This is a genomic window from Mesorhizobium sp. WSM4847 (assembly GCF_055811335.1).
The window spans coordinates 23,292-41,676 of the sequence record NZ_JBVVPY010000009.1; the positions used below are offsets into that span (position 1 = coordinate 23,292).

General features: G+C 60.4%; 12 protein-coding genes and 1 pseudogene. 3 read left to right on the forward strand and 10 right to left on the reverse strand.

All coding sequences use genetic code 11. The features are described 5' to 3' along the window. Positions 1–62: 62 nt before the first annotated feature. Complete coding sequence (locus tag AC0L28_RS14880; protein ID WP_287174801.1) at positions 63–1,700, reverse strand: arylsulfatase; 1,638 nt, start codon at positions 1,698–1,700, stop codon at positions 63–65. 635 nt (positions 1,701–2,335) lie between these two features. On the opposite strand from AC0L28_RS14880, the pseudogene AC0L28_RS14885 reads away from it, so the two are divergent. After that, positions 2,336–2,601: pseudogene (locus tag AC0L28_RS14885) on the forward strand (hypothetical protein); the annotation flags it as partial. A 145-nt stretch (positions 2,602–2,746) separates the two neighbouring features. After that, positions 2,747–4,822 (forward strand): mechanosensitive ion channel domain-containing protein, encoded by a 2,076-nt coding sequence (locus tag AC0L28_RS14890; protein ID WP_473478290.1) that lies wholly within the window; start codon positions 2,747–2,749, stop codon positions 4,820–4,822. Between the two features lie 152 nt (positions 4,823–4,974). Here the strand turns inward: AC0L28_RS14890 and AC0L28_RS14895 are convergent, their stop codons facing one another. The 9 genes from AC0L28_RS14895 to AC0L28_RS14935 all read right to left on the reverse strand — a co-directional run bounded on the left by AC0L28_RS14895 (position 4,975) and on the right by AC0L28_RS14935 (position 15,788). After that, positions 4,975–5,175 carry a HupE/UreJ family protein gene (locus AC0L28_RS14895; RefSeq protein ID WP_287174805.1) on the reverse strand — a complete coding sequence of 67 codons (201 nt, stop codon included), beginning with the start codon at positions 5,173–5,175 and terminating at the stop codon, positions 4,975–4,977. A 35-nt stretch (positions 5,176–5,210) separates the two neighbouring features. Continuing rightward, a complete protein-coding gene (locus tag AC0L28_RS14900; protein ID WP_473478293.1) occupies positions 5,211–6,767 on the reverse strand; it encodes a DUF1254 domain-containing protein in 1,557 nt (518 codons plus the stop codon). Positions 6,768–7,681: 914 nt separating this feature from the next. Next, positions 7,682–9,634 (reverse strand): DUF3604 domain-containing protein, encoded by a 1,953-nt coding sequence (locus tag AC0L28_RS14905; RefSeq protein WP_473478597.1) that lies wholly within the window; start codon positions 9,632–9,634, stop codon positions 7,682–7,684. A 58-nt stretch (positions 9,635–9,692) separates the two neighbouring features. Then, positions 9,693–10,808: a hypothetical protein gene (locus AC0L28_RS14910; protein WP_473478295.1), complete on the reverse strand. Its 1,116-nt coding sequence runs from the start codon at positions 10,806–10,808 to the stop codon at positions 9,693–9,695. Positions 10,809–10,829: 21 nt separating this feature from the next. Further along, a complete protein-coding gene (locus AC0L28_RS14915; protein ID WP_473478298.1) occupies positions 10,830–11,873 on the reverse strand; it encodes a HupE/UreJ family protein in 1,044 nt (347 codons plus the stop codon). Then, positions 11,870–12,778 carry a peptidylprolyl isomerase gene (locus AC0L28_RS14920; RefSeq protein ID WP_287220811.1) on the reverse strand — a complete coding sequence of 303 codons (909 nt, stop codon included), beginning with the start codon at positions 12,776–12,778 and terminating at the stop codon, positions 11,870–11,872. The genes AC0L28_RS14915 and AC0L28_RS14920 overlap by 4 nt, the downstream gene beginning before the upstream one ends. Positions 12,779–12,997: 219 nt before the next feature. After that, positions 12,998–14,278 carry an alpha/beta hydrolase gene (locus AC0L28_RS14925; protein WP_473478599.1) on the reverse strand — a complete coding sequence of 427 codons (1,281 nt, stop codon included), beginning with the start codon at positions 14,276–14,278 and terminating at the stop codon, positions 12,998–13,000. Positions 14,279–14,339: 61 nt separating this feature from the next. Further along, the gene (locus AC0L28_RS14930) at positions 14,340–15,152 is read right to left on the reverse strand and encodes a porin family protein (protein ID WP_473478300.1); all 813 of its coding nucleotides are present in this window, start codon (positions 15,150–15,152) and stop codon (positions 14,340–14,342) included. 324 nt (positions 15,153–15,476) lie between these two features. After that, positions 15,477–15,788 carry a hypothetical protein gene (locus AC0L28_RS14935; RefSeq protein WP_287220809.1) on the reverse strand — a complete coding sequence of 104 codons (312 nt, stop codon included), beginning with the start codon at positions 15,786–15,788 and terminating at the stop codon, positions 15,477–15,479. Positions 15,789–16,112: 324 nt separating this feature from the next. Between AC0L28_RS14935 and AC0L28_RS14940 the strand changes: the two genes are divergently transcribed. Continuing rightward, positions 16,113–17,867, forward strand: a complete 1,755-nt coding sequence (locus tag AC0L28_RS14940) for a hypothetical protein (protein WP_473478303.1) — start codon at positions 16,113–16,115, stop codon at positions 17,865–17,867. Positions 17,868–18,385: the final 518 nt, after the last annotated feature.

The window sequence follows — 18,385 nt, forward strand, 5'->3', positions numbered from 1 at the left end:
TCCGCGTTGGCCTGGAGGCCGCGCCTGCCGATAGTGCGAGCGCGGCCCATTAGAGCGAAGACTCAGTTTCTGCCACCCTCCTGCAGTTTCGCCAGGACCTGGTCGAGTGCGAAGCTGCCGGGCCTCTGCCGAGGCGGGAACTCGACATAGGTCTGCAGGTGTTTGGCGACATAAGCCTGCGCCGGCACGAGCGCGAAGGCGTGCTCGACACGCCATCTGGCGTATTCCCCGGCATCCGTCTGCGCCCGTTCGAACGGGTCACCCTTGATGTCGAAGAGCTTCGGGAACCGCAGCGGAATCAGCGGGTTCTCCCACACGGCCAGCCCCTCCTCGCGCTGCTCGAGGAAGACCATCTTCCAACGTTCGTAACGCAAGCCGGCGAGATTGCCGTCATCGGTCCAGTAGAAGTATTCGTGGCGCTTGCCTTCGCCTTCGCCGGCTAACACGTCGCGTTGGTTGTAGCCGTCCAGATGCACCTTGAACGTCTTGCCAGCAGCTTCGTATCCGTTCAACAGCTTGGCCGTCACGTCTGGTTCGCCTGCGGCTGCGACCAGCGTCGGCACGAAATCTTCGTGTGACGTTATGTGATTGATTTCGGTTCCGGGCTTGATGACGCCCGGCCAGCGCATCATGCACGGCACGCGGTAGCCACCTTCCCAGTTTGTGTTCTTCTCGCCTTTGAAGGGCGTGGTGCCGCCGTCCGGCCACGAGAAAACCTCCGCGCCGTTGTCGGTCGTCCAAAGGACGATGGTGTTGTCGGCGATGCCGAGGTCATCGAGCTTGCCCAGAAGCTGGCCAACCATGCCGTCCATCTCCACCATGGCGTCCGCATAGATGCCCAAGCCGGTCTTGCCCTTCGAAGCCTCCTTGAGAAACGTGTAGATGTGGGTCCGGGTCGAATTGAACCAGCAGAAGAACGGCTTCCCGTCGGCGTTCGAGCGGTCGATGAAATTGAGCGCGCTGCCGAGGAACTCTTCGTCTACAGTTTCCATGCGCTTCTTCGTCAGCGGACCGGTGTCCTCGATCTCCTGTTTACCCACCCGCCCGAACCGCGGATCCTCGGTAGGATCGTCGGTTGCACTGGCCTTGCATTTCATCACGCCGCGTGGACCGAACTTGGCCTTGAACTCGGGGTTCTTCGGGTAGTCGGGATGCTCAGGCTCGTCCTCGGCATTGAGGTGATAGAGATTGCCGAAAAACTCATCGAAGCCGTGAACGGTGGGCAGATGCTCGTTGCGGTCGCCGAGATGGTTCTTGCCGAATTGCCCGGTAACATAGCCCTGCGGCTTGAGCAGTTCCGCAAGTGTCGGGTCCTTCTCCGACAGCCCTTCCTTGGCACCCGGCAGGCCTACCTTCAGCAGGCCGGTGCGGAAGCAGGATTGGCCGGTAATGAATGCGGCGCGCCCGGCTGTGCAGGACTGCTGGGCGTAGTGGTCGGTGAAGATCGCGCCCTCTTTGGCGATCCGATCGATGTTCGGCGTGCGATAGCCCATCATGCCCCGGTTGTAGGCGCTGAGGTTCCAATAACCGACGTCATCGCCGAAAATGACGAGGATGTTGGGTTTTGCACCGGCTGCTTGAGCTTTCGCGCTCGTGGCTATTCCGGATGCGACAGCTGAAATGGCGAGCACAGATCCTCCGGTCAGCAAAATGTCGCGCCGGTTCGGTTGTCGGTCTGGATTCGCCTGCTTGTCACTCATCTGACGTCCTCCTTTGATTGTACCGCTTTTCCAAAATGAGCCGGGTTTTCGGTTCCTTGGCGAGAAAAACATGCTCCGCGTTCTGTCGACGAGACGAAACTCGTGGCAGGACGCTTCAACCATGCCTTCGACAAAGTCGTCCTTCGTGAGGTTTGCCTATTGCCGCTCGGGGCGGAAGGTAATTAACGGTAACCTACGGACGGAATCCGCTCGGTTGCATCGAAAGCGGGCTATCCAGGATACGGCTAGCTCGATGGGACAAATGGCAGTAGGGAGATCCAATTCCCGGCGCCGATATACCGCGCAATGGCCTTGGGTCGGATCGGGAAGACATTGCGGGTTCTTTGAGGACCGCTGCCACAAGCGTGTCAATCCTCGGCCATCGGCGGATACAGCTTCACCAAGCAACAGTCCGACTGCGTAACTTACATACCGATACTGGCACCATCAAAAAGACTATGCGCATTCTAGCGCATAAGGGATGGCGCTATGGCAGCAAACGGCAAAACTCCTGGCAGGGAGCAGTGATATTCGGCGGCAAGCGACGCCTGCCAAATGCCGAATTTGCGATCCGCAAATGAGGCATTCCGCGACAGTAGGGTGTGGACGGTCGACACCGACGTCTCCTTCAGTGAAGCGACGGCGCAGCCTGGGTGGATGCCACGGCCGGTCGTCGCGGAAACTATTCGGTCAGGCCCGAGGTCTATTCTGGCCGGTGGGGCTCGTCGGCGCCGGCGAAGCCGACATTGACTGGATGTCGCCGTGGCGATCGGCTATCGTTTCAGCGATCGCGTCTCATCGGTCATCGGGTACCGGGCATTGGGCGTCGACTACAGCAACGACGACGGTTTCCTCGATGTCGCAGCAAGGTCCGATTCTGGGACTCGTTGTCCGGTTTTAGTGGCACAAGGAGTCTGATGGATTTTGACTTCGCCCTTAGCTTGCAGCCACTCTGCCCGGAGACGTAGCATGCAGCCAGAACAGTTGCCCATAAAAGGGCGAGGAGCCAATATGTGCAGCTGCGGCATTCAAAACTCGAGGCACTCATGAATTACAAGCTACGGCTCGGGTTCTTGCCAGTTATCGTCGTGCTCTTGCTAGCGCTCTTGCAGGGAACTTCGCTAGCTCAACAGCCCTCCCCAAACCTTCCGCCCGAAAAGGCAAAGCAGTTCCTCGAGCTTTTGTCCGATCCGCAACTAAAGGCGTGGCTCGAGGGAAAGATTCCAGCGGCCACGGACGAGCCCGGCCTGTCCATTTCCGAGGACATCTTGAGCTTGGAGGCGGGTATTCGTGCCCGTATCGGTGCGCTCGGCGCCGCGATCCCGCGCCTGCCGGAAGAACTGTCGCGCGCCGCCAAAATTGTCTCGCGTGACGTGAACTCCGGCAGGCCAGGGCTGGTCATGGGCATCCTGGCGGTCTTGATCGCGGTCGGTTTCGGAGCCGAGTGGGCGGTGCGACGAGCGCTCGCCAGGACGAGGAGCGCGGTTGCTCAGGAAGACGCCGGACAAGCGATCCTCTTCGAGACTGTCGCCCTGCTGACTTTTGCGCTCGCCAGCGCCGGTTCGTTCTTGGCACTCGGATGGCCACCCCTGCTCCGCAGGATCATTCTGACCCTGCTTCTTGCGTTCATAGCGTTCCGTATCGTTCGCGCGGCAGCCCGATTGCTGTTTGCGTTCGGCGGTGCGACGAGCGCTCCCTCGGACAGGCCGACTCCGCTTTTCGAAAGCGAAGCTTCGACCCGTTTCTGGCGGTGGCGAGTCAGCCTTGTGGCCGGGTTCCTGTTGTTCGGCTGGGCGATTGCCAGCCTCATGCCTGGCCTGGGCTTCTCTCCCGAGGCTGCAGAGCTCGCCGCCTTCCTGTTCGGGCTTGGCATTCTGGCAACCGCAATCGACGTCGTCTGGCACCGGCCCGACGTGCGAGGTTCTCTGGTCAAGCAATCGTTTCTCACCTTGTTCCTGATCGTGCTCTGGGGGGCTTGGGTCGCCGGCCTGCTCGGCGTCCTGTGGCTTGGGATTTTCGCCCTGGTGCTGCCGACAGCCTTGCGCGGGGTCGGCGCCGCGGCACAGGCCTTCGCCGGCAGGTCGAAGCGCAGCGGCGCGATGGGCGTCGTATTCAACGTGCTCATTGTCAGGGGCGCCAGGGCGGCGGTCATTGCCGCGGCGGTCGCATGGCTCGCCTATATCTGGCGGCTCAGGGCCGCAACTTTCGCCGGCAGCGAGACCGGCGGCTTCCTGATAGCCGGGCTGCTCAACGGCATCATCATTTTGCTCATCGCCGACATGCTTTGGCAACTGTCGAAGGCATTGATCGAATATCGGATGAACCTCGCGCCGACGGATGGGAGCAGCGCCGATGAACTGGCTCGCAGCGGCCGGCTTCGCACGCTGTTGCCGATTTTTCGCAACGCCCTTGCCGTGTTCATAGTCGCCGTCACCATTCTGACCGTCCTCGCTGGGCTCGGCGTGCAGATTGCGCCGCTGATTGCGGGTGCCGGAATTTTCGGCGTCGCCATCGGCTTCGGCTCGCAGACCCTGGTCAAAGATGTGCTGAGCGGCGTCTTCTACATGATGGACGACGCCTTCCGGGTCGGTGAATACATCCAGAGCGGCAGCTACAAAGGCACGGTCGAATCCTTCAGCCTGCGTTCGGTGCGTCTGCGGCATCATCGCGGCCCCGTCTACACCGTCCCATTCGGTGAGCTCGGGGCGGTCCAGAACATGAGCAGGGATTGGGTGCTCGACAAGATGATGATCAACGTTACCTACGATTCCGACGTGGATCTGGCGCGCAAGCTCATCAAGAAGATCGGCCAGGAACTGGCAGCCGATCCTGAATTTGCGACCGACACGATCGAACCGCTCAAGATGCAGGGCATCGACAGTTTCGGGGACTATGCGATCGTTCTGAGGATGAAGTTGATGACGAAGCCCGGGACCCAATTCGGCATCAAGCGGCGCGCACTCATGATGATCAAGGCGGCATTCGCGGAAAACGGTATCAAGATCGCGGTTCCCACCGTTCACGTCGAGGGTGGCGGGGAGACTGCGGCGGCTGCTCATCAGGCAACCCAAACCCTGAAAAAGAGCAAGGCCCCCTTGGAGGCGGTGAGGGACACGCCATAGAGCTGCGCGGTCTGTCCACGTCATCCGAACTCGGCCTGACCTTTCTGAGAAAGGCATGAAGCGGGGCGAGCATCCACCCACGGGTCAGAGCCTTCCTGCGGATCGGATCGCTGCTCGGATTTCATTGTACCCATGGGGTCGCTCCACGCCCGCTACATGAACATTGAATCAAAGCGGTCAATGCTCCAGAACGCTGCGATCGTCCCGATGACATAGGCTGAGGCGACAACCGCCTGCCGCGGCAATTCATAAACGCGCTGGACTAGATGGATGGCGACCAGCACGACGGCAATAAATATCAGCTGGCCAAGTTCGACGCCGACGTTGAATGAGAAGAGCGCCAGCGGGACCATGGGATCCGCGCCCCATGGCCAACCGTATCCACTTGTCACGGGACGAGTTCGATCTCGCCCGGCTTCCAGGTCTTGTCGAACCATGGCTGCAGCGGACCATAGAGGCGAAGAAGAACGTTCCAGCCCTTGCCGGGAACTGTCTGGATCCAGTTGGCCTCATGGCCTTCCGGCGCCGTCGGGCCGAACCAGACATCGACCGAGGAGTCCGCGTTGATCACAATGTCTTTCTTGTCGCTGCCGATGCTAGGGAATTGCTGGTCCGTCTGCAGCATCGAACGCGTCTGATTGTCATACAAGACGAACGACCAGAAATTCTTTGCCGGAATGTTTGGCGGTAGATGCACCTTATAGGTCTTGCCGCCATCGAACGGCTTGCCGTCCTTGTCGGTCGTGGCGCCTGCATACTGCGAACCGATGCCGACGCGCTTTATCGCCATGGCCGGCGTGATGCCCGTCGCATAGTAGTGGAACAGGACACGGGCATCCAGATAGCGCACGCCGGGCTGCAGAAGAAACTCGTAGCTGCCGCCGACAAAACCGGTGAACCAGGCACTGTCCGGGTAGTAGTAGGCATCCTTCATGCGGGTCTTGAAGGTGATGGTGCGCGCCGTCGCGTTGCCGACGGCTACGGCTTCGGTGAGGATCTTTTTCATCCGCTCGTCCGGCGCGAAGGGTTTGCCTTTTACGATGCCGATGGCGGCGAGTTGTCCCAACACTTCCGGGTGATAGGACTCCTCCGGCTCGTATTGGACGAGGTCGTTCACTTCCTCGTAGAAATGAAAATCATTGGCATGGATGGTGTTGAACTCCTTGCCGGAAGAATTGATGATCTTCATCGGCGGCGGGTTGTCAGCTTCCGAAAGAGGATAAACCTTGGCGAATTTCCTGGTGTTTTCGACAGCAGTGGCGGTACTGCCGTTCTCGAGGAAGCCGCGCCAGAAGAACAGGTTTCCGTAGGTTGACGTCTTAAACACGAAATAGCCTTCGGGTATCTCGCCTTGGTAACCCGGCGGCAAAAGCAGGTATTTTCCGCCCTTGCCCTTGTCCGGTCCGGCATTGCCGACATCGCCGACATATTGGAACCAATGGTTGTCGATCATGCCCAGGATATTGGGCGGTGTCTCGATGACCAGCGGGCCAGCCTTGGTGTCCAGCCACATGAGATTGTAGATGCTTTCGGTGTTGGCCGTCAGGAACAGCGAATGCGAGTCGGCCAGGTTTTCGAACACCAGGATGGTCTGGTTGTTGTCGGCTCCCTGGCTGGCAAATCCAACCCGCATAGCTTCGACGGATGCACCAGGCATGGCGTTGAGAAAAGCATCGACGCCGCGCATGAAATCGAGATTGTCGTAGATCTTCTCCGAAGTGGCGTCATCCGGGAAGCCATCGAAAAAATTCAGTTTGCCAATCCTGGTGTCCACACTTTCCGGCGTGACGATGGAATCCGGTATCGGCGTCGTCATTTTCATCTTCGGCGCTTCGGCGGAAGCGGTGCTCATGCCGATCAGTACCGCCGCGGCGGTGGCGCAAAGCAGTCTCATCGTGCGTGCAGCGGTCGCAGTAGAGCCGGCCAATTTCAGGTAGTGTTTCATGGCTTTTCATCCTTCACAGCGGTTCAGGCCGCGGGGCGGCCGGTCTTCTCATTTTTTCGGGAACAGAAGCGTCCGGTCCATCAACCGACGGATCGGGAACCGACGCGCTGCGCTGAAAATGCTTTTCTTGCCTTTTGGCCGATACTCGCTGGCATTGCGCCACGTTATTCAAAGCAACTTAGGCTCGGCATTCGTGCCGTGCCAGCCGCAGTATGTAAATTACGTGGACCAACCCGTAATTGACGAAAAAACGAGGCGCGCGGTCGAAAACCTCAACACGCGAGGGTACGGTGATCCGGGCGGATGCCTCTGCAGTAAGGAAGTTCAATCCCCTGCGCGGAAAGACTGTCGTGCCCAAGTCCACCGGATCGCGGACGGCATACCGGTGGGCCTCGTTCCCAAGGCCAGCGCTGGAGCACGCGTTTGCCTTGGATGGTCGGGCGATTTCCTAACTATGCGACTGCCTGGGCCCTGCTGGCTCAAATCACCATCGACGAAGTCCGATTCACGCTTTCCGGCTGCCTCCGCCTCGTCGTCGGCGGTCGGTCGTGCCCTGGCCATCGCCCGGCACGCGGTGGAGTTGGATCCCCGCAAATGTGTGCGCTCTGCACGCCGAAAGTCCGCTCTATCAGCAAAGAATTCAGGGCGAGAGCCGTCGCGACAACTGGCGGCGAGAGCCTCCAGGGCCAGGCAAGATGTTCGGCGGGACGCGGGATGACGTCAGCCTTCGCGGAGATCACAGCGTCGGTCACGGATGACAATGTCCGCAAGATTAACAAGGTCGCCTGGCGCGAAAGCTGCTCTCGAAGCCAAGCCATCATTTGAACCAAAGCCGTGTTTGAGCCTTCTTGTCTTGGCAGGCGGCGCACGATCCGCCTGCCCCAACACCAGCCAAGCAAAATCCGGCGTTTCCTTTAGCCAGCCGGATTGTACCAGATCGGCGAGGTGTACGCGCGCTCCTGCATCTCCATCGTCGCTTCCGGCGGCATTTTTACGCCGAAATAATTGGCGTCGTAGGCCGTCCAGCGCGGCGTCGGGATTTCCAGCACGCGGCCGTAATAGAACGCCCGCTGGGCCGGATCGAACTCGGGATCAACCCAGACGGCGACCAGTTCCGGCGCGCCTATCGTGTTGGTCCAGGTGGCGTCGGCGACATCGACAGTGCTCCCGACCGAAGGCACCTTGCCGTCAGCGCCCGGCTTGCGGTCGCCCGACCACGCAACGTCATAGACCTTTTCCTGCACTTCGCCCGCAGCATCGAGCCATCCCTTGACGATCTGGTAGCGATCGAGGTTTGCGCCGATCGGATCCTTCAGCGCTGCAACCAGGAAGGTCGGCGCCTTGCCTTCCGGCGCGGCTGTGAGATCGCCGCCCATCGGCACGCCCTTGGTATAGCCGGCCAGCGCCGGACTACGGGTATCGGCATCCGCGGCGACGAAATCGAAGCCGCCAAACAGGCGAACCAGCATCCGCGATCCGGTCGTGGCATAAGTCTCCCGGCGTGCCATCGCGTCGAAGATCGCCTCGCGGGTGTTCTCGGTCGCCCAGACCGCCGCGTAGCCGGAAGCGGTCTGCTCCCAGCCCATAATGGTCGCCTTCTCGGTCTTGACGAACGGGTGTGTGGCGCGGGCCGGCCCCGGCTCGCTGCTGGATGTCTTGCCGAAGAAATTGTCCTCCTCGACAGCGGCAAGGCCGGTATGCGCGTCGGTCGAGCCGACCATGCCGAACTTGTAGGGGTTCACCCCGAGTTCCTGCTCCAGCTTGAGCCCATTCTTCAGCGCCGAGCGCGCATACTCGAACTCCAGCATATCGGGCGTCTTTACGACGGTCAGGTCGAGATTGCCCTTGTCCCAGCGCTCGAAGCTGGCGAATTCGTCATTTGGTGACAGGAAGGGGTGCGTTTCGCCGTCGCCCTTGATCTGTGTCGCCTCGTAAAGACGCTCCCATTTGGCGCGCGTCTCCGCATATTCGCGGTCTATTGGCTTGTCGACGCCCGGCTCGATGATCGGGAACATGCGGCCATTGGAAAGGTTGCCGTTATGGGCGATGGCGAGCACGTCGCCGCCGGTTTTCTCCTCATAGGCCGCCATCCACTTCCACAGGTCGCGGGGATTGTCGCTGCCCGGTGCGAGCACGGTGAAAGGTACGATCTGGCGGGCGAGATCGCCATTGTCGCGGAAAATGACGTTGCGATGCAGGTTGTTGCCGCTCGTGTTGGAGGTCCATTCGTAGCCGATCACAGCAGTGAAGCGGCCTGGATCGTTCGCCTCCTCCGCCGCGTCAATGGTCTCCTGCCATGCCGAGCGATAGGGGGCGGAGTCGGGCGAATAAAGTAGCGGCCCGGTGAGTTGCCCTGCCCCGAAGGCAGTGATGAGCTCGATCGCGGCAGCGGCGCCCTGGCCGGACTGGATCATGTCGTACCACCGTCGTCCCTTGGGGTCCGCCACGATATCAGGCTTGCCGGCCAACAGGTCGTTGAAGAAGCCCATATTGTCGGAATGGTCGGTGACGACCAGGAAATCGAGCGGTCGAGACAGCTTGGTGAGTTGTCCCGAGGAGGCCATGATCTCCTCACCTTTGCCGAAGCGATAGGCATCGCGCGGTCCGAGGCGCGCACCGAAGGCGCCGGCATCGAAGGAGAAAGATGTGTGGGTGTGGGTGTCGCCGAACAGCGGCCTCGTCGGGAAGTTTCGGCCAGCCCAGGGAGAATAGGCCCGTTTGGCCGGATAGAGCTGGTCGGCGGTTCCCTTGTCCAAGGAACCGGAATCCAGCAGGGTATCCTGCGCTGCAGCGGGCAGCGCGCCTGTCAGGCTTGCAGCTACAAGAACGGCGACTGAAACAAACTGCAAAAGTCCGAGCGGTCTCATCATAGTCCTCCTCCAACTGTTTGGTGCATGCCAAGCCAATCATTCCCTGGAAAACTGCTCATCGGGGACCACTGGACCGCGTGAACACGGCCTTGGAACTCCCGCCTTCATCAGCGCTTGAAAGGTACATAGCGATCGCGAAATGCGATGCGTCGTCCAGGCCAACGCCCGCATTCAGAATTTCACGCAGCCTGGGCACGAAACGAACCACTTTCCAATCGGACAGGTCATTTGCGACATTCCCGGCAAGCTCGGGGTGAGGCGCGAGCAGCCGACCGTAAGCTTCGATGATCGCGGATCGCAGTTCGACTGCCCCGCCCGTCCCCTGCACCGACAATGCTCTCACGATTTCGAGCAGCTCTGCATGACTTCGGCCCGGCTCGACGAAGTATTCTTCCGCGAGCTGGGTCACCCCGTCCGCGCCCGTCATCTCGATGAGTGCAGTGGCGTAGGCACCGAGGTTGATCGTCAGCCCATACTCCGCCGCGGTCCTCAGTTTTCCGCGAACGAAGGCGATGTCTTCCGGGCGGTCCGACATGCCGAGCATGAGGATGTAGAGCCCATGCCATTCGACATGAAACAAGTCGTTGACGATTCGATAGATGTCGTCACGCGCAACTCTTGTTTTGAGATCGCGCAGCGTTGCGTAGGGCGCGCGCGCGACCTCGAGGAAGGCCAGTTCGGCGAGCCTGCGATCTTCGTGCCGGAGGTAAGCGGCGAAGAACACCGCGCGTTCGGCCAGCGTCTTCGAGCTCTTGTCCCATTGCGCCACCTGGCGCATTACACTTTGATACTCGCGCCCCGCCATGCCAAGCGCCCTCCAGGCCCCGCCGGGGCCGTTCTGGACAAGAATAACCTGGAGAGCCGGATACAGCTGGAGGGCGCGGGCCGTCGTCGAATCGAGGAACAGAGGGATGGCGCTGCCGTCGTAGCGTCCCTTGAATGTTTCCAGCACTGCGTAGGAGAAAGGTCTTGCCGGATTCTCGCGCGCGAAGACCGCCGTGCCGCTCCCGACGACCTGGTCGGTATTCGTCACCTTGGGATAGGGCATACAGAGCACACAGGCATGCGCCGGCGTCGCGGTCAGTAGGAACGCCGCGGCAGTCATGCACATCAGCGATGCCAGTGCTGCGCTTGTCAGCCCGGTTCGCCGATCCCTGCGCGAGGTGTTCATATGCCGCCCTTCCCGACAATCTCAAAAGGTCGCCACACGTTCGATCACCCAGAACATTGCAATCGTGCCGATAGCGTATGGCGGCACGAGATCCAGCCAGGCCGGCAGCGATCGCCTGCGGACCTGGATCAGTGTGACAAGCGCAAGTACGGCTCCGACAAAAAGAAGCTGTCCGACTTCCACTCCGAGGTTGAAGAACAGTAGCGCAACGGGAATCTGTCCCGCCGGCAGTCCAATCTCGCTAAGGGCGCCGGCAAAACCGAAGCCATGGAGAAGCCCGAAAGCAAATGCTACCAGCCAGGGTGCTCGAGCGGCTAAACTTCTGCGCCCCTGCCGTACGTGGACGATCTCGACTGCGACGAACGCGATCGACAACGCAATCACCGCCTCGACCGGCGGCGAGGGTACGCTAATAAAGCCGAGCGTCGCCAGCGCCAGCGTGATGCTGTGCGCAACGGTAAAGGCGGTGACCGTCTTGACGAGCCGCCACGAGCCCTCGGTGATGATGAGCAGGGCAAGCACGAAAAGCAGATGATCGAAGCCTGACAGAATGTGCTCGACGCCAAGTTTGAAATAGGTGGCGGCCGTAAACCAGCGGCTTGGAGTTGCAGGAACCGTCGCTTCCGGGGCGCCGGGCGTCAGCCGCTCGATCCACACGTCGCCGCTGGCGAACTCAACGCGCACGAGCGCATCGGTCATCGTGTTTTGCAGGCCGTCAATCGATACCACCTGGCCTTCCAACGGCTCGACCGCGCGCATCTGCCAGGTCTGCACCATTGCGTCGCCGGTCGGGCGCGAGACGACCGGCGTGAGGTTCTCGACTTTGCCCGAGAATGCTGCCGACAGCGCCAGACGCGCGTCACCCTGCATCGGTGTCTTGAACAGCACGCTGAACTCGTTCGGCGCCTCTTCCTGCACGCTGAGGTAGGCTGGGCGCACCTCGTGCGCCGAGGCAACCTGCGAGAACAGCATGGCGATGGCCGCTGTCAGCACGACCAGCCGAACGCACCCCGTCGCGGCGCGGGCACCTCGGACGAGTGCAGACCATTTGGTCAGCGGGTTCATTGCGTGGCCACTTTCGGTGCGGGCTCGGGCCCCAATACCGCTTTCGTGGTGTCGTCCAGCTCGACGCCATACTTGTTGCGCAGCGCGATCAGATAATCGCGGCTGACCTCGGTCTGCTTCGCAGAGCGCCACTCAGAAAGGACCGCATCCCTGACCGTCTCGAAGGGCTTCAGGGTGGTCGCTGTACGCTGCGTGACGAGCACCAGATGAAAGCCATAGCCGGATTTCATCGGCCCCTGCCATCCGCCGGCTTCGAGTGCAAACACCGCGCGCGCAAAATCGGCACCGAACATTCCGGACAGTGCCAACTCGTCGGTATCGGCGAAGCTGTCGCCGAACAGCAGCCGGTCGCCCGCGGTCGAACCGTCCTCTGTATTCGCTGACAGCGCACCCAGCGCGGCGGTCGCGTCCGCCGCGGCATCCTTGCGATGCTCCGGGTTGAAATAGACCTGCCGGAACGAGAGTTTTCCGGGCGTCTCGAAGGGTGCAGGGTTGGCCGCATGGAACTGCCGCAGTTCCGCTTCGGTCGGCTCGGCAAGCTGGGCGGTGTCCTCAACAAGGAATTTCAGCTTTTGCGCCAGGCGGCGGCGGATGATGGTGTCGTCCTTGTCGAGGCCTATCTCCTGCGCTTCGCGCGCCATCACTTTCTCATTCAGCAGATCGTCGACGAGACCCTTGAGCTCATCGGCGGTTGGCTCACGCAGCCATTGGCTCGACCAAGTCTGCTTGAGCCAGCGCACGTCGCCTTCACCGATCCGGATCGGCTCGGCGGCTGTCGCTTCGGTTTGCCTGTCGTTCAGCCAGGAATAGCCGCCAAACAGGATCGCACCGATGACAGCAAAATGTAGCAGAGGCTCCCTGAGCAATATCATACGCTTTCCTGCGCCCCCTGCCGTCGCATCCATGGTTCGGTCCAGGACGACAGCAACTCGCATCAGAGCCCTTCGAGTGTGATACCTCGACGACTACTTCTTTCGCTCTGCATGGATGGTAGGCCCAAAAATCCGGGGCGGAATGTAATTTACGTGGGCAAGCACGTAACAGGGCAACAACAAAGCCGCAGCTGAGCGTTTGAGGAGTCGTGCGCCAACCTCGAAATTACTCCGCGCAGGCCAACCGAGGGCCTACTTCTTGCAACCTTTTGTGGCGGAGCCAACGCATTCCTTGCCAGCACTCGATTTCTGGTTGGCCTGGGAACCCGTCAAGGCGCCGATGTGATTGCCCAAATTTTCCCTGCTGTTTTGATCGACCGCTGCAACAGGTGCCGCAATCACCAACCCTGCCGCGCTGCCCGCCGCTGCCGCCACACCGGTCGTTGCGTGAATGATGGTATCGCCCAGGCCTATCCTGTTGTCGGTCAACGTCTGGCCGCCGGCCATACGCGCCCCAATCAGTTGAACGACCTGCGGTGACGAGGCGAACTTGCCGTGATGCAAAGGATCGCCGGATTTGACTTTCGTCAGATCGATGACGATTATGTTGTTGCTGGCGAGATCTTCCTTGTATGGAGCTTGTTCCGGATCAATCGATCCGAGCCGCGGGATATCGCCCCAGACCCGTCGCGAAACTTTGAGCGCGCGATCGTCCTGCGAGACAAAGAGGGTGAACTGCGGGTGCTGTTTGCCCATGTCGGCAATCTGAGTGCGAAACACGTCGACGTCGACGTCTGGCGCGGCCAGCATGACGTTTTTGAACTTCGCCGGAAGGCCGCCATTGCGGATGGCCATCTGGCGCAAGCCTTCCAACGCAAGCCAGTTGCCCATCGAATGGGCGAGGATCGAAACTTCCTTTATTTCGGGATCGCGTGCAAGATATTGGAACAGCAGTTCGAGCGCGTTTCGCGTGTAGTTGGTGCTTTCACGATCGTAGCCATAGGCCAGCGCACTGCCTCGGGAGGGCCATGTGACCAGGATCGGAACGCTGTCGGTGCCCGTATCGTGGGCGATCTGCGCAAAGCGATAGAGGGAGTCTTCGAAGCGGTTGTTGAAGCCGTGGATGAAGACCAATACGCTGTGGTCTGGACTCTTCCTGACAGAGGCGCGGAGCCACTCCTTCGCGCCATCCCGTGTTATCTCTTCGGCCTTCACCACTGCGAAATCAGTCGCGGGGTTTGATGGCAGCTTCTTGGGCCATGCGACCTCTCCAACCTTGCGGACCGACGCCGGGGGGATCGACACCGTAATTTCCGCGAACGAGGGGGCCAGTCCGCGCTCGCCCGTATACATTTGTGCCGGATTGGAGGAACGACTGCGTGTCGTTGTGACCAGCATCTCCACCTTGCTTGAGGAAGGAGAGGTATCGGCCACGGGCAGCAGCACATTCGTCGGACGGGAGGCGCACCCCCACAGCAGGCCAACCAACGCCGACGCCAACAAAACGTTACTGATCCGCCTGACTTTGGACAGACTCACGAAACAGTTTCCCAAACTCTTCTCCCGTTCGAAGTCATCCCAGGCTCAGATCCAATCAGAACCGAAATCTGGCGCCGATGATTGGTCCCTGCATTGCTATGTCAAACACAAATCCGTCGTCGTCGTAGTCCACGGCAAGGTAGCGATAGCCCGCTTCCAGCGTGACCGAATCACTGTACCGGTATTGAAGCGTGCCCTGCACTTGCCAATCGAGGTCGGCGCCAAGGTCGAAGCCACCGATATCGGCCTCGCCATGGAGTCCGAATCCGTTGCCGAGAGCAACGTCGCCGGCCACGCCAATAATGGGGTCGACCCAGGTCTGGCTGCCGCTGGCCTCTCTTACGGCGAGAGGGCCAGTAACGGTCAGATCCGCATCGAGGTGCCAAAGCCGTCCGCCGGCCAGAACGTCCAAGGTCGCGGTGCCATTGTCGAAGACCCGATAGGAGCCGCCGAAGGTCCACACCACCGTGTTCATGTTCGCTTCGGCCGAAAAAAGAGCCAACGGGCCGGGCGACGTGCCGTCGGCCTCGAGGCCCAGGTAGATGAAGTCGGTGAACAGAGCGTAGCGGCCATTGCGCGCCTCACCGGCAAGCATGACCGGCGGGGGAGACCAATCGATGTGGTCAAAGATCTGGCCGAAATCGACGTCGATATCGACCGGCGACAGGCCCCTGACGCCGACCCTGCCCTTCATGCCTGCCATCCAGAAATAGGGCTCTGCGGTGAAGGTCCAGGCTGGCGCGGCTTCAGCAGGCACGGGTGCGGCCTCAGGAAGCTGCGTCGCAGCGTCAGCAGCGATCGCTGGCACCGCAAACAGCGCTGCCGCTGTTCCAGCCGAAACCAACACGAGAGCTCGGATGGTTCCCATATCGACGTCCCCTCTAATTCCGTCTTTCTTTTACTTCATGTCCGATGCGATCGCGCCCGCAGTGACAACATATCTGTATTCGCGCTGCTCTGCTAATGGATATCGGATTCCGATCGTTTTCATGTCGACGGTTCATTTGTTCGTGCACGCCACGGACGGACAGTGCCGGGCATACTTCGGGAACAGCAGGGTATTTCCCGCGCGGAATCCGAAGCCGTCGGGTCCGCTATCGGGGCTTACCGTGACGACAAACAGGGCCGGAAACACGGCTGCTGTAGTTCGTAGAGGTCGATCGCCAGACAGAGATTCCAAGCCGACCTCAACTTAGTTCTGGCGTGGCGGCCAAGGCGTGAAATGCGGTTTCCGGGCGGCATCCGCGTGCAGCACCGCTCCGACCTCCCCAACCAACCGATCCACCAGTTCCTGCCATTCGGCTCGTCTGGACTCGCGCAATGCCGGCGGGACCTTGTCGATCCTCAAGAGTGCGAGTTCCGCCTCAGCAAGTTCCTCGCAAATATCCTGAAAACCCTCACTTCGGCCCATCAGCCGATGGATCGCCAATTCAAATTGCGGGAACCGACGCACCGCCGCCGAGACCGCTCTTTTTTTATCAGCCGGTTCGTCGTCCATCCTCATGGCGCAGATTCGTGTTTTCCCTGGACCACCGTAACCTATCGCATGGAGGCGGCTGCGGAATGTAAGTTACGTGGGCGACAGGGTAATTTCTCAACATCCATAGCGAGCTTGGTCGGCACCAAGCCTGTAAAATCGCAAGTTCAAACTGCGCTGCCGGCGAGGCCGCCTAACTCTTTGATCCGTCGTCATCCGCCGGCGCATTGCGCGAACCGTCGCCGTCGTCCCAGCGTTATCCGTTCAGACTACTGGGAGTATTGCAAGAACAGGCTCGCGGATATAAATTGCGCAGCGAGGGTAACCGGCGAAAATGAAATATAACTGGGAGTGGTCACCCCCAGAACGTCAGGTGAGGGAACCAAGGTGATCCGGGCCGAACCAGCCGTAGGGAGGGAGCATCGGCTCGCCCCAGAGGATTGTCGTGCCCAGCTTGCCCGGATCCTCAACAGCGCGGACTTCGATGCAACCGGTCGCGAGCGCCGCTTCCTCAGCCATGTGGTGGAGGAGACGCTGGCGGGTCGCGGTGATCGTATCAAGGCCTATTCGATCGCAGTCGAAGTGTTCGGACGCGATATGTCTTTCGACCCGCAGACGGATCCGATCGTCCGCATCGAGGCTGGCCACCTCCGGCGCGGGCTCGAGCGTTACTACCTGACTGCCGGACAGGACGATCCTATTCTCATCACGATCGCGAAAGGCGGTTACGTTCCAACGTTCTCGGTGCGATCGCCCCTCGAGACCATTGAGCCGGCCTTGCCGCTCAATCGGGCAGAGAAAGTCCCGCCCCCTGCTCGATGGATGAAGGCATCATGGCTGACGGTGGCTCTTGCGGCAATCGTCGCGGCATTGGCTGTTCTGGCATTGGGATTGGCGAGGAGCGACGTTCGCCCGACTTCGCCTGAGATCCCGCGACTGCTGGTCGAGACGTTTGACGACCTTTCAGGAACGGAAGCCTCCAGGGCGATCGCCAGTGGATTGAGGCAGGAAGTCGTCAGCCAGCTTTCCAAGTTCAAGGATATCGTGGTCGTGGAGTCGGCCGCAAAGGGGGAGGATCCATCGATCTCGCCGGCACGATTTGTCCTGGCCGGAAGCGTGAACCTGTCGACCAATGCCTTCCGGCTTCGGGTCCGGCTGCTCAACCGGGCGGACAACTCGGTTCTGTGGGCAGAAAGCTATGATGGCGGGCTGAAAGTGGCGCAGCTTATGGAGGTCCAGACCGACATCGCGCGCAATGCGTCATCGAGCCTGGCCCAGGCATATGGCGTCATCTTCCAGGCAGACGCCAATCTCCACGTCGTCAATCCGCCCGACGATTGGGCCGCCTACTCTTGCACGCTTTCTTTCTATGCATATCGGGTCGGTGTCGATGCAGAAAGCCGGTCATCGGTACGCGCGTGCCTTGAGAAGGCGGTGGTCCGCTTTCCGACCTACGCCACCGCCTGGGGTCTTCTCTCGCTGATCTACATAGATGACTACCGATTCGAGTTTTCAGGCGACCCGGCAGAGTCCGCCGCTGCGCTCGATCGCGCCTTGGCGGCGGCAAGGCGATCTGTGGGGCTTGATCCTGTCAACATCCGGGGACGCCAGGCGGAAATGGTTGCGCTCTATTTCCACAAGGAGATCGATGCGGCATTGAAAGTGGGCAAGCAGACTTTGACCATCAACCCGAACGACACCGAGTTTATGGGCGAATATGGGGAGCGCCTGGCGGTTTCTGGAAATTGGCATGACGGTTGCCAGTTGATAGCGGAGGCGCGTCAGAAGAACCCGGGGTCAGGCTACTATGACGTGGATCTGGCTCTTTGCTCGTATTTCAGCGGGGATTATACGCAGGCAGCCATGTGGATCAACAAATCGCCATTTCCGTCGAATCCGATCTATCATCTGCTTGCCGCTGCCGTTTTCGGCGAGGGAGGCTACAAAATCGCGGCTGATCGCGAGGTCGCATGGCTGAACCAAAATCAACCTGATTTGGTGAACAACATGCGCCAGGTGGTTTCAGCGCGGTTGGCCCGTTCGCAAGATGTCGAGTTTTTCCTCGGCTCGCTAAGGAAAGCGGGCCTTGGCGTCGCAGACGACTAAGAGGTCAGCGGCGCCCGCCCCTCACCTGCCCTGCGTCGAAGCCGGCATCAAAAACAACGAGATCTGGATGGACGGAAGTGTTCGTTCGAATGATGCTATTGCGTTGTCTTGAGCGCAGATTTTGCTCTGCCAGCACAGCGCCTCCTCTTAAGCCCGCTGGTCTTGGCCCGGCGGCCTGCTGACAGTCCCCCAGTAGAGCTGCCGGGCCACTCGAACTTGCTCAATGGAAGGCGCGGACTTCCAGGATTAGAACCAACAAGCACACCAGAGGCATCATCTTTGGCGAGTTGCTGCATCATTGAGCACTTGCCAATGAAGAACGCAAAAAAGCCCCGCCGCTCCATTTGCGAAGCGGCGGGGCCCCCCACTCGCCCCCCATCAATGCCCATGCAATTGCGGTGCCAGACATGTTGACCCATTGCGGCGCACCTTTGATGCCACGACCGCCTGTCGCAGTTGCGAGGGCTGTATCGAGCCGGTCGATGGAGTATCGACTTTTTTGCCGCAAAAGCCTTCCA